Annotated in this window: 9 protein-coding genes; 7 read left to right on the forward strand and 2 right to left on the reverse strand. The window is 28.6% G+C overall.

Features of this window, described 5'->3' with window-relative positions; translation table 11 throughout:
• The 6 genes from ACRDDY_RS02220 to rocF form a co-directional block, all read left to right on the forward strand.
• Positions 1 to 878, forward strand: an 878-nt coding sequence (locus ACRDDY_RS02220) for an amino acid permease (protein ID WP_438563342.1), incomplete at its 5' end; no start/stop codon positions are given.
• 540 nt (positions 879 to 1,418) lie between these two features.
• Entirely contained in the window at positions 1,419 to 3,581 is a 2,163-nt protein-coding gene (locus ACRDDY_RS02225) for an ornithine decarboxylase (protein ID WP_438563343.1), read from the forward strand.
• 106 nt (positions 3,582 to 3,687) lie between these two features.
• On the forward strand, positions 3,688 to 5,967 hold the full coding sequence (locus ACRDDY_RS02230) for an Orn/Lys/Arg decarboxylase N-terminal domain-containing protein (RefSeq protein WP_438563344.1): 2,280 nt from the start codon (positions 3,688 to 3,690) through the stop codon (positions 5,965 to 5,967).
• A gap of 110 nt (positions 5,968 to 6,077) precedes the next feature.
• Positions 6,078 to 7,406: a putrescine-ornithine antiporter gene (gene potE / locus ACRDDY_RS02235; RefSeq protein ID WP_438563345.1), complete on the forward strand. Its 1,329-nt coding sequence runs from the start codon at positions 6,078 to 6,080 to the stop codon at positions 7,404 to 7,406.
• 123 nt (positions 7,407 to 7,529) lie between these two features.
• The gene (locus ACRDDY_RS02240) at positions 7,530 to 8,063 is read left to right on the forward strand and encodes a YcxB family protein (RefSeq protein WP_438563346.1); all 534 of its coding nucleotides are present in this window, start codon (positions 7,530 to 7,532) and stop codon (positions 8,061 to 8,063) included.
• Positions 8,064 to 8,549: 486 nt separating this feature from the next.
• Positions 8,550 to 9,461: an arginase gene (rocF, locus tag ACRDDY_RS02245; protein WP_438563347.1), complete on the forward strand. Its 912-nt coding sequence runs from the start codon at positions 8,550 to 8,552 to the stop codon at positions 9,459 to 9,461.
• 172 nt (positions 9,462 to 9,633) lie between these two features.
• On the opposite strand, the gene ACRDDY_RS02250 is transcribed toward rocF, so the two are convergent.
• Positions 9,634 to 10,626: a hypothetical protein gene (locus tag ACRDDY_RS02250; RefSeq protein WP_438563348.1), complete on the reverse strand. Its 993-nt coding sequence runs from the start codon at positions 10,624 to 10,626 to the stop codon at positions 9,634 to 9,636.
• Between the two features lie 218 nt (positions 10,627 to 10,844).
• Complete coding sequence (locus ACRDDY_RS02255; RefSeq protein WP_438563349.1) at positions 10,845 to 11,582, reverse strand: zinc ribbon domain-containing protein; 738 nt, start codon at positions 11,580 to 11,582, stop codon at positions 10,845 to 10,847.
• Between the two features lie 131 nt (positions 11,583 to 11,713).
• On the opposite strand from ACRDDY_RS02255, the gene ACRDDY_RS02260 reads away from it, so the two are divergent.
• On the forward strand, positions 11,714 to 12,836 hold a 1,123-nt coding region (locus tag ACRDDY_RS02260; RefSeq protein ID WP_438563350.1), incomplete at its 3' end, for a CDP-glycerol glycerophosphotransferase family protein.

The raw sequence follows: 12,836 nt of genomic DNA on the forward strand, positions 1-12,836 counted from the left end.
TAAAGAATGCCTTTGCAGATGGTGGACCATTTGTTGGTGGAGCACCAGCAATACTTAGTATATTTTTAATAGCAGGATTTTCATTTCAAGGAACTGAACTTATAGGAATAACAGCAGGAGAAGCAGAACATCCTGAAAAAGTAATTCCAAAAGCAGTTCATACAATATTTTGGAGAATATTAATATTTTATATGGGAACTATTATTGTAATTGGTTGTATTTTGACTGCAAAACAAGCAGGAGTGGAAACAAGTCCATTTACAATGGTTTTTGAAAAAGTAGGAATAGCAGGAGCAGCATCAATTATGAATGCAGTAATTCTTACATCAGTTCTTTCAGCTGGAAATTCAGGAATGTATGCATCAAGCAGAATGCTTCATTCAATGGCTCATGAAGGAATGGCACCAAAAATATTTGGTAAAACAAATAAAAGAGGAGTACCTGTTAATGCAATTATTTTGACAACAGTAATAGCATCAGCATGTTTCCTAACAGGACTTTATTCAGAAAATTTAGTATACATATGGCTTGTGTCAGCATCAGGACTTGCAGGATTTATAGCGTGGCTTGGAATTGCAATTTGTCATTATAGATTTAGAAAAGCCTTTGTAAAGCAAGGAAAAGACTTTAAAGAATTAAAATATAAGGCTAAGTGGTTTCCACTTGGACCTATTATAGCAATAGTACTTTGTGCAATAGTAATAATTGGACAAGGAATTAGTTATATAGGTAATGGACATATACAGTGGATGGGATTCATTTCATCTTATATAGGAATACCATTATTTTTAATATTATTCTTTGGTTATAAAATTAAAAATAAGACAAAATTAGTTCCTTTAGATAAGGTAGATTTAGAGAAAAATAGAAGAAAATAATCCATAGAAAATATGGATATATAAAAAGCTTGGTTAGTAAAAAAATTAAAATACTGGCCAAGTTTTTTTAAATTTTTCAGTTAATCATAAAAAACACTGCGAAAAAAAGGAATTATAGCATTTTTTAGTAAAAAAATAACAAAATTAAGATTATATATGTACTTGAGTTCATTAAAAAACTACAATATTTAAAAAAAATTAATGAATAAAATAGGTAAAAAATGATTGAATATGCAAATAAAATCAAAAACACAAAATCAAAAATACAAAATAAAATACATTAAATTGATTAATAAGAAAAAAATATATATATTTATCATTGAAAACATTAAAATTTTTTTAAAAAAAGAAAAAGTGTTAAAAATGCATACAAAATATTGAAACCCAAGTAATGTGCGAAAATATATTAACAAAATATTGAAAAATATAACAATGGGCATATTAAAAGTAAATCTTTTGAAAAGTATCTTGTAATAAAAACAAAGGGGACGTATAGTTATATATGTCGAGAGACAATAAAACATTTTGGAGGAGATACATATGAGTAACTTAAAAATTGCTTATTCGGAATTAGCTAAGAATTATTTCTCAACAGATAGAGAAATGGTTGATTGCACAAAGACAGATTTTACAGATGTAGCTGCTGTAGTAGTAACTGCAAGTGAAATAGATGTAATGAAAAAAGTAAATGAAACAAAATTTGGTATTCCAGTTTTTGTTGCAGTAAAAGATGGAGAAGTTATTGATGCTGAAGTTTCATCAATGATATACAACATAATTGATGTTGATAATGATTTTAATAAAACTTTATATACTAGAAAGTTAGAAGCAGCAGCTGCTGAATATGAAGCTAGAGTACTTCCTCCTTTCTTTGGAAAGTTAAAAAAATACGTTGAGGCAGGACATACTGAATTTGATTGTCCAGGACATCAAGGTGGACAATACTTTAGAAAGCATCCAGCTGGAAGAATGTTATATGAGTTTTATGGAGAAAATGTATTTAGATCAGATATTTGTAACGCTGACGTTGCATTAGGAGATTTATTAATACATGAAGGCCCAGCAGTTTCAGCAGAAGAGCATGCTGCTAAGGTTTATAATGCTGATAAAACATACTTCGTAATGAATGGTACTTCAACATCTAACCATGTTGCTATAAAAGCAGCAGTTGCACCTGGGGATTTAGTATTATTTGATAGAAATAACCATAAATCAAACTATATTGCAGGATTAATGCAAGCAGGTGGAATTCCAGTTTATTTAGAAACAGCAAGAAATCCATTTGGATTTATTGGTGGAATAGATGCACATTGTTTTGAAGAAGATTATATAAGAGCTGAAATCGCAAAAGTAGATCCAGCTAGAGCTAAAGAAGAAAGACCTTTCAGATTAGCTATAATCCAATTAGGAACATATGATGGAACAATATATAATGCAAGACAAGTTGTAGATAAAATAGGACATCTTTGTGATTATATCTTATTTGATTCTGCATGGGTTGGATATGAGCAATTCATACCAATGATGAGAAATTGTTCTCCATTATTATTAGATTTAAATGAGAATGATCCTGGAATACTTGTTACTCAATCAGTACACAAACAACAAGCAGGATTCTCACAATCTTCACAAATACACAAAAAAGACAAGCATATCAAAGGTCAAAAAAGATACATTGATCATAAACATATGAATAATGCATTTATGACATGTGCTAGTACAAGTCCATTCTATCCAATCTTCGCATCATTAGACGTAAATGCTAGAATGCAAGAAGGAGAAGCAGGAAAGAAATTATGGCATGATTGTGTATGTGTAGGAATAGAAGCAAGAAAATTAGTTCTTGAAAGATGTGAAATGTTTAAACCATTCATACCAACTGAAATAAATGGTAAGAAGTGGGAAAGTTATGATACAGAAGAAATAGCTAACAACATTGAATTCTTTAAATTCCATCCAGGACAAAAATGGCATTCATTTGAAGGATATGCAGAAGATCAATACTTTGTAGATCCAAATAAATTTATGTTAACTACTCCAGGAATTGATGCTGAAACAGGAGAATACGAAGAATTTGGTATTCCAGCAAATATTTTAGCTAACTACTTAAGAGAAAATGGAATCATTCCAGAAAAGAATGACTTAAACTCTATTTTATTCTTAATGACTCCAGCTGAAACTATGACAAAAATGCAAAGTTTAGTTGCTCAATTAGCTAAATTTGAACAATTAATCAAAGATGATGCATTATTAAAAGATGTTATACCAACACTTTACCAAAATAACGAAGAGCGTTACTATGGATATACTATAAGACAATTATGTCAAGAAATGCATAACTTCTATAGAGAAAATAATGCAAAAGAATATCAAAAACAAATATTCAGAAATGCATCATTCCCTGAAAGAGTAATGAATCCATTTGAAGCTAATGTAAAATATATTCAAAACAAATGTAAGTTAGTTAGCTTAGAAAATATAGTAGGTGAAGTAGCACTTGAAGGAGCTCTTCCATATCCACCAGGAGTATTCTGTGTAGTACCAGGTGAAAGATGGACAGAAACAGTTCAAAAATACTTCTTAATATTAGAAGAAGGAATTAATAAATTCCCAGGATTCGCACCAGAAATTCAAGGTGTTTACTTAGAAGAACAAGGAAATGGAAAAGTAAAAGCTTTTGGATATGTTTTAGACGAAAAATAAAAAAAATAGGAAATATAGTAGGTAATTATCTACTATATTTCCAAATTTAATTTTTATTGAGTATACATAGAATTGAGAATATTAAAATTAATAAGTAGGTGTAAAAATGAGTGAATTAAAAAAAGGTAAGATACTTATATATCATATGAAAAATGATGAAGGAGAGAAGCTTAAGAAGATAAATGATATAGCTAATCAACTTCAAGTTGCATATCAATTAGAAGTGAATTTTGTACAAACAGATGCAGATTTTAAAGAAGATTTATTATATAAGCAAGATCTAACTTGTATATTAATGGAATATTCAACAGAAACATTAGAAGAATTAGATAAAGCACTTAAATTTATTAGAAGACATAATAAGAGAATACCTGTAATAGCATTTACAGGAAATAAAGATGATTTAAATATATTAAATTTATCAGAGATTAAAGAGTTAAATGATTTTTGTTTCTTATATGAAGATACAGTTGATTTCTTAGCAGGAAGAATTGAAGAGCATTCAAAAGCATACATGAATATTGTTGAATCTCCATTCTTAAAGAACTTAATAAAATACGCTAAAGAATATAAATATGCTTGGCATACACCAGGACATATGGGTGGATGTGCTTTCTTAAAGAATCCTCCAGGAAAGTTTTTCTATGATTTCTTAGGAGAAAATGTATTTAGAACTGACCTTTCAATTTCAGTTCCAGAATTAGGATCTTTACTTGATCATGAGGGACCAATTGGAGATTCGGAAAAGTTTGCAGCAAAAGTATTTGGAGCTGATCAAACTTATTATGTTCTTAATGGGACAAGTTCAGTTAACCAAATTATTTGGAGAGGAAGAGTTACAAGAGATGAATTAGCTTTTGTTGATAGAAATTGTCATAAATCATTAAATTATGCAATGACAATATCAGAAGCGCTTCCAACTTATATAACTCCAAGAAGAAATGGTCTTGGAATTATAGGACCAGTTAAATTAGAAGAATTTACAGCAGAATATATTAGAAATGAAGTTAATAATAACCCAATCATTCCAGCTGAGAAGAAAAATGAAGACATAAAAATGGCTACATTAACTAACTCAACTTATGATGGATTATGTTATAACGTAAGTAAAATTAAAAAAACAGTAGATGCAACTATTAAAAATCTTCATTTTGATGAAGCATGGTATGCATATGCAAAATTCCATCCTTTATATAAGAATTTCTTTGCTATGACAGATGATTTAGATAATGAAAATCATCCACCAATATTTGCTTCACATTCAACACATAAATTACTAGCAGCTTTCTCACAAGCATCAATGTTACACATTAAAGATGGTACTGAGACTAAAGTTGATCCAGAAATTTTTAATGAAGCATATATGATGTATGGATCTACTTCACCACAATATAATATGATTGCATCATTAGATGTTGCAACTAATATGATGGACTTTAATGGAGAAGATTTATTAGATGAAACTATTAAAGATGCTATTGACCTAAGAAAGAACTTAAGTAAGATTTATGAAATCGAAAAGGAAAATGGCGGATGGTTTTTCTCACCATGGCAACCAGAAACTACAATGTATGAGGGAAAAGAAACTAGAGTATCAGACGTACCAACTTGTTTCTTAGCTAAAGACCAAAAAACTTGGATTTTAGATAAAGATAGAAATTGGCACGGATTTGAAGATATAGAAGATGACTATGTAATGGTCGATCCAATAAAAATTACAATTAAAATGCCAGGAATTAACGTTGATGGAAGCTTAGAAGCAGAAGGAATTCCAGCTGCAATAGTTTCAAATTACTTAATTAACTTTGGTGTAGTTGCAGAAAAAACTGACTACTACTCATTCTTAGTATTAAACTCAATAGGAACTACTAAGAGTAAACAAGGGGCATTAATTTCAGGATTAAGCCAATTCAAAAAGTTATATGATGAGAATGCTCCATTAGCAGAAGTATTCCCAGAATTAATTAAAGAAAATCCAGGAGTTTACGATAATAAAGGCTTAAAAGATCACTGTCAAGATATGCATACTTATATTAAAAAGTATAAATTACTTGAACTTATGGCTAAAGCTTATCAAACAATTCCAAGACCAGTTATGTCACCAGCAGAAGCTGCAAGAAGACTTTTCAAAGAGGAAGTTGAAAAAGTTACTTTAGATAAAATAATGGGAAGAGTTTCAGCAGCGATGGTAGTGCCATATCCACCAGGAATACCAATGGTAATGGGTGGAGAACAAATCGATGAAACAACAAAATCATTAGTTGACTATTTATTAGTAAGAGAAGAATTCGAAAGAGTATTCAAAGGATACAATGGAGATATTCATGGAATAGAGGCTGTTGAGATTGATGGAGTAAGAAGATTCCAAGCATTAGTTTTAAAATAAAACTAAAATGAAAATTAAATATTAAATTGCTAATGACTACTTTACTTTATTTAGTAAATAAATAAAGTAAAGCAGTTAGAATATATATTATAAGGTAGGTATTAAACAAAATGGGAAAAAGTAAAACGAAGATGAATGGTCTTCAATTAACCATTCTAGTTGCCATCAATATGATGGGTTCAGGAATTATAATGTTACCTTCTAACTTAGCTCAAGTTGGTACAATATCAATTTTATCTTGGGTAATAACAATACTAGGTGCGTTAGCATTAGCTTATACATTCTCACAATGTGGTATGTTAAGTAGAAACTCAGGAGGTATGGGTGGATACGCTCAATATACTTTTGGTAAAAATGGTAACTTTATGGCTAACTATGGATATGCAATATCTTTAGTTGTTTCAAACGTTGCTATTTCAGTTTCAGTTGTAGCATATGGAACTCAATTTTTTGGGGTTACATTATCACCAATTGCAAACTTCTTTGCAATTGTAGCAGTTTTATGGGTTAGTATAATCCTTAACTTTGGTAGTGCAAGTCTTACAGGAAAAATAAGTTCTGTAGTTGTTTGGGGAATAATAATTCCTTTAGTTGTTATTTGTGTAATCGGATGGTTCTGGTTCAGTCCTAAAGCTTGGATAGCTGCATGGAATCCACATCACCTTTCAATAGCATCAGGAATTAAATCAACATTATCATTAACATTATGGGCATTCTTAGGATTAGAATCAGCTTCAGTTAATATGGATGCTGTTGAAAATCCAAAGAAAAACGTTCCAATAGCTTGTTTAGCAGGAACAATAATTGCTGCTATATTCTACATAATTTCAACTGAAGTTATGGCTGGTATAGTTCCATTACATGCATTAGCAACTTCAAATGCTCCATTTGGATTAGCATTTGCTACAATGTTCAACCCAACAATCGGTAAAATAATCATGGGATTAATGGTTATCGCTTGTTTCGGATCATTAACAGCATGGCAATTCACAGTTGCAGAAGTTTTCAGAAGTTCAGCAAACGAAGGATACTTCCCAAAAGTATTTGCAAAAGTTACTTCAAAAGAAGTACCAATTGTTGGTATGGTTATTTTAGGAATAGTTCAAACTTTATTTGCAGTAATGACTATTAGTCCTAACTTAAACGCTCAGTTCCAAGTAATTGTTAACTTAGCGGTTGTAACTAATATGGTTCCATACTTATTATCAATGGCATCATTACAAAATATGCAAGTCGTTGAAAAAGCATCAGTTAATCCTAAGAAGGTTAAGATGAATAACGTAATAGCAGTAATAGCTGGTATTTATACTTTATATGCTTTATATACAGCAGGAGCACAAGCTATGTTATACGGAGGAATCGTTGCTATGGCAGGATGGACAATCTATGGATTCTTAGCACACAGATTCAATGGTGAAGAAAATAATATGATAGCATAATTTTTAAAAGAAGTTGTTATAAAGTGGAGTAATTCACTTTATATCGACTTCTTATTTTACTTTTTGAAGAATAATGATAAAATGAGATAAAATCTAAATTATAAAGAAAGTGTGGTAAAAAATATGATGATAAAATATCAAAATGATCTAGAAGATTTAGTAGAGATTAAAATTAGTCTAGGAAAAATATCTTTGAAAAATTGGATTTTTAATAATATTTTTCCAGTAATTTATACAATTATAGTATTTATATTAATTGTGTATGTTGCAATTACATCAGGATTATTTACAGTTGAAGTTGGAGCATTAATATTCTTATTTATATTAACATCAGGATTTCTTTGGGTTAATACATTAATGCTTAAAAGAAATAGTCTTAGAAGAGGACTTAGAGGTGTTGTAAAGAGAAATCCAGATTACATACAGAAAAAAGCTATACTTAGAAAAGGGAAAGAATTCACAGTTCAAAATTTAGAGAATAATAAAAAAACTTATAAATTTAAGATAGATAGCATTGAAAAAGTTGTTGAAAAAAATGATTATCTATTCTTTTTAAAAAAAGGTGATAAAGAGTTAGTAACTATTCCAGTAGAAGCTTTTGCAAGTGAAAAAGAAAAAGAGGAGTTTTTACAAGGATTAAATTTTATAAAAAGATAAGAAATTTTAAAAAAATTCTGAAAATGATAGATATAAATTTAAACAAACAATAAATAAAATTATAAATAAAAGGGTATAAGAATAATGATAAAAAAATATCAATCTGAAAAAAATGTATATATATATATATATAACATTAAAATAAATATAGAAGTGCATAAAAATGAAAAAAAATGTATATCTTAAAACATTTTAATATTTTAAGATATAAAAAAAAGTAAAAAAAGAAAATTTTTAAGGTGTTTAGTAACAAATAGTTTAAAAAAGTTAATTGAGATAGCAAAAATGATATTAAAACATGTATAAAATGAAAAAAAAGTAATTAAATAAGATAAATAAAAGTAAAGTGTTATCAAAAATGGTATGAAAAATATATTTTTATCAAAAATAGCTTGTTTGATAAAAAAGTAAAAAAAAAATAGAATAAGTGTATAGCAACTAAAGAAAAAAGCTGCTTAAAATTTTTATTGAAAGAGGGAATTAGATATGAAAATTAACGTAATCGGTGTACCATTATTTTACGGATGTGATAATCCAGGAGTAGATCAAGGACCTTCAACTCTTAGACAAGGTGGAGATATTGAATTATTACATAAAGCAGGGAATGAAGTAGTAGATTTAGGAGATATCGATATAATCTATGCTAGTGAAACTGAAAAGTATAATGACGATGATCATGCTAAGTTTATGTCAGTTGTTTTAGATGCTTCTGAGAAATTAGCTTCGAAAGTTGATAAATCAATTAGAGAAGGTGCTTTCCCATTAACAATCGGAGGAGATCACGCATTAGGATTAGGATCAGTTGCAGGAGCTAGTAAAGCTTGTGATAACTTAGATGAATTTGCAGTAGTTTGGTTTGATGCTCATGCTGATATTAATACTATAGAAACTTCACCAAGTGGAAACATTCACGGAATGCCAATCGCTGGATCAATCGGAATTGATGAAAAATTAAGCGAAGTTTACTTCAAAGGAATAAAAGTTAAGCCTGAAAACTTAATTTTAATCGGACAAAGAGATATCGATTCAGGAGAAGAAAAAATATTAGCTGAACACAACATCACTGTATTTAGAATGGAACAAGTTAGAGAACTTGGAGTTCAAGAAACAATGAGACAAGTTTTAGATATATTAAAAGGAAAAAATATCAAAAACGTTCACTTCAGCTATGATATCGATGGAATAGATCCAACATTCATCGAAGGAACTGGAACAAGAGTACCAGAAGGATTTAACATGGAAGATGCTCAATACGTTATAAGAGAGTTAATCGGAACTAACTTAGTTAAGAGTATGGATTTAGTTGAATTTAACCCAAGATTAGAAAAAGGTATGACATTAGCTAACTGTTTATTATTAACAGATACAATAGCTAAATCAGTAGCTAAAATGAAATAGTCTTTGAGGACTAATGAGAAAGATTAAGTAATTAAGTTTACTTAATCTTTTTTTTATTATAAAATTTTAATAAAGTAGTTATAGCTTTTGAAATCCTAGAATTATTATTAGTAGCTAATATAAATAGAAAGTAAAAAATGTACTTACAAGTTGAATGTAAGTACATTTTTTATTATTTATTACTTGATGATTGTTGGTTAGATTCACGCTCATGAGAGGAACTGTTATTACTACTACTTTGGTTTTGTATAGTAGATTGGCGTTCATTTTGAGTTCCTTGGTTTTGACTAGATTGTGATGAACGATTAGTTTGTGTGTTTTGGTTATTTTGAACTGGCTGCTGTTGAACTGGTTGTTGCTGAACCGGTTGTTGTTGTTGTTGTTGTTGTTGAACCTGTTGTTGTTGCTGCTGAACCGGTTGTTGCTGTTGTTGCTGCTGAATCGGTTGTTGTTGCTGTTGAACAGGAACAGGTGCAGGGGCTTGATATTCATATGGAACTGTAACAGTTAAGCTTAGAGTACCATTTGTCATCTCAGTATTTAAGAATACTGTTGATACATTAGCATTTGCAACAACTGCATTATTACTTGATTCAAGGAATTTATTTAAGACACCTTGAGCTAGTAATGTTTCTGTATTTAAATTTTGGCTTTGAGCTACAGTCTCTATATTAGGAATTTGTAAAGTTACAGTAGTTCCTTTAGAGATAGAGCGAACTCTTTGTAGAGCATTTAAGCCTTTATTTTCTCTATAATTATTTAATTCTTGTAAGAATAATGTACTAAATGTATTACTTATATTACTAAAATAAGGATATACATTTGTTTGAGTAGTAGAGTTAGTAGAACTTTGAGTTGCATTTGTATTAGAACTAGCTTTTGTAGGCTTTGGATTTATTATAATTTGAGTTCCTACAATAAGAACTAAAACTATTCCAAAAAATACAATACCAAAATTTACTTTATTTCCTTTTTTAGTAGTAGATATTTTTTTAGAAGGTGATACATTAGACTTAAGTGTAGCCTTAGCAGTTTTTGAAGCTGGCTTAAGAGAAGTCTTTTCATTTGTGCTGACCTTTTTTTTAGGTGTTGAAGACTTACTTTTACTACTAGTTGCACTTGTTTTTTTTATATTGTTGTTTTTAGTTGTTTTTTTCTTAGTCATCTTTAGTTTTTTGCCATAGTGTATAGAAAGACTTTTAAGTTTGAATGTCTTAAAGATGGCAAATTCTCCTTTTAAATAATCTTTAGTATAATTATAAATTATACAATAATTTTAAGTACTTATCAAAAGCAAAATAAGAGATTACAGTAGTGTAATCTCTTATGTGTATTATTTAATAATTATTACTAATAGTAAGGAAGATAAATAATTTTTATTTACTAAAAGAAAGGTAGCGATCTAGCTAACATACTTCCTACTATAGATGATAATATTAATGAAGAAATAAAGAAACTTATACCAAGGCTTCCTGAAAATGAAATTGGTAGTAACTCGGAATCTTTAGCAAAATATCTAATTCCATTAAAGTAAGAAAATAAAAATGTAAGAAATCCGATTAGTGAGGCAATAATGCCAAGCGTTATAGAAAGTAATGATAAAAGTAAATTTAAGATTGAGAAAATAAGTAAATTAATCATTGGTAAAGTAGCAGCCCGAACAACATTATCAAAAGATAATTTACCTCTAGTGAATGGAATCATTAAGCTTCCAGTTAAAAATATAAGAAGTGCTAAAAATAAAACACCCACAAAGAAGAATTTAAAAAATATTGAAAATTGAATGTCACCATAAAAATATCTACTAGCACGGCTTAAATTAAAAATTACTGCAGTAAAAATGACAGAAATAAATGGAAGCAATACTATTAGAGAAAGTAGTAGCATTAAATTCTTTGAATAAGATAAAGTTTCTTCAAGGATTTTTGGTGCTGAAAGTTGTTTTTTAAAGATTGATAATGATAGAAAAGTATGAGCTTTTATTTCCTTACTGGAAATGGGTGAATGAAATTGAGTGTTACTATTAGAAGATGAAGTACTCCTATTGTTTAAATTCTCACCACAAGACGTACAAAATAAAGCATCATCATCAACTTTAGTTCCACATTTAGTACAAAACATTAATAAGTCCCCCTTTTTATTTAAATATTTGCATATAGACATATAAGTATATGATTTTTATAATAAATAGATGTATAAAATTTGAATAATAAATGAACAAATGTTATTATTTATTCAAATGGGGTGTTGAGATGAAAATTAATAAAAATAGAATTATAAAAACAATTTTAAAAATAGCTTATAAAATTGCTTGTACGAATAAATTAAAAAATAAAATAGTGTTTGCAAGCTATAGAGAAGATACTATTTATGGTAACTATGAGTACATATTAGAAGAGTTAAGGAAAAGAAACTTAGATTATGAATATAAATTTTTATATAGAAAGCCTAAAAAAGGAGTGCTAGGACAGATAAGAAATTTAATCTATATGTGCTTAGCAGAGTATTATTTAGGAACATCTAAGATATTTATAATAGATGACTTTTATTTACCAGTCTACGTTATGGATAAATTAAGAGAAGAAACTTATGTAATACAAGTATGGCATGCTTGTGGAGCATTTAAAAAATTTGGATTTAGTATCGTAGATAAAACTTTTGGAGCAAATAAAAACTATATAGAAGATATTAAAATTCATAGTAATTATAGTAAGGTTATAGTTACTTCAAAAGAAGTGGTAAAACATTATGGACATGCATTTAATATGGAGTCTAAAGATATTATGCCAATAGGAGTTCCAAGAACAGATATCTTTTTTAATGATAAAAAGATAGAGAAAGTAAGAGAGAAATTATACAAGATGTATCCTAAAATTAAAGACAAAAAAATTATCCTTTATGCACCAACGTTTAGAGGAATAAATCAAAAAAATGCAAAAGGGAGTATAAGGTTTGATATAGATAAAGTTTTAGAGAACTTAGAGGAAGAGTATATAGTGGCATTAAAAATGCATCCATTTGTAAGTGAAAGGTTTGATAACTTAGGTAACAGAGTTATAGATATGTCAGATTATAAATTTATAAATGATATTTTATGTATAACAGATACATTAATAACTGATTATTCATCTATAATATTTGAATTTGCGCTTTTAGAAAGAAAAATAATAATGTATGCAGATGATTTAGAAGATTATATAGATGAAAGAGATTTCTATTATGATTATGAAAGTTTTGTACCAGGAGAAATAGTAAAAAATACAGATGAATTAATTATAGCATTACATAATGAAAAAAATATAGAAAAAATCAAAGAATTTAAAAATAAATTTTTTGATGAAGCAGATGGAAAAGCCAGTAAAAGATTTGTTGATA

Origin of the sequence: Clostridium sp., from assembly GCF_051656525.1 — a bacterium.
GTDB lineage: Bacteria > Bacillota > Clostridia > Clostridiales > Clostridiaceae > Clostridium.

Bases quoted from the DNA above. Each gene is read 5' to 3' on its own strand.
- ACRDDY_RS02225 (WP_438563343.1), top strand. From the start codon at position 1,419: ATGAGTAACTTAAAAATTGCTTATTCGGAATTAGCTAAGAATTATTTC.
- ACRDDY_RS02230 (WP_438563344.1), top strand. From the start codon at position 3,688: ATGAGTGAATTAAAAAAAGGTAAGATACTTATATATCATATGAAAAAT.
- potE (WP_438563345.1), top strand. From the start codon at position 6,078: ATGGGAAAAAGTAAAACGAAGATGAATGGTCTTCAATTAACCATTCTA.
- ACRDDY_RS02240 (WP_438563346.1), top strand. From the start codon at position 7,530: ATGATGATAAAATATCAAAATGATCTAGAAGATTTAGTAGAGATTAAA.
- rocF (WP_438563347.1), top strand. From the start codon at position 8,550: ATGAAAATTAACGTAATCGGTGTACCATTATTTTACGGATGTGATAAT.
- ACRDDY_RS02250 (WP_438563348.1), bottom strand. From the start codon at position 10,626: ATGACTAAGAAAAAAACAACTAAAAACAACAATATAAAAAAAACAAGT.
- ACRDDY_RS02255 (WP_438563349.1), bottom strand. From the start codon at position 11,582: ATGTTTTGTACTAAATGTGGAACTAAAGTTGATGATGATGCTTTATTT.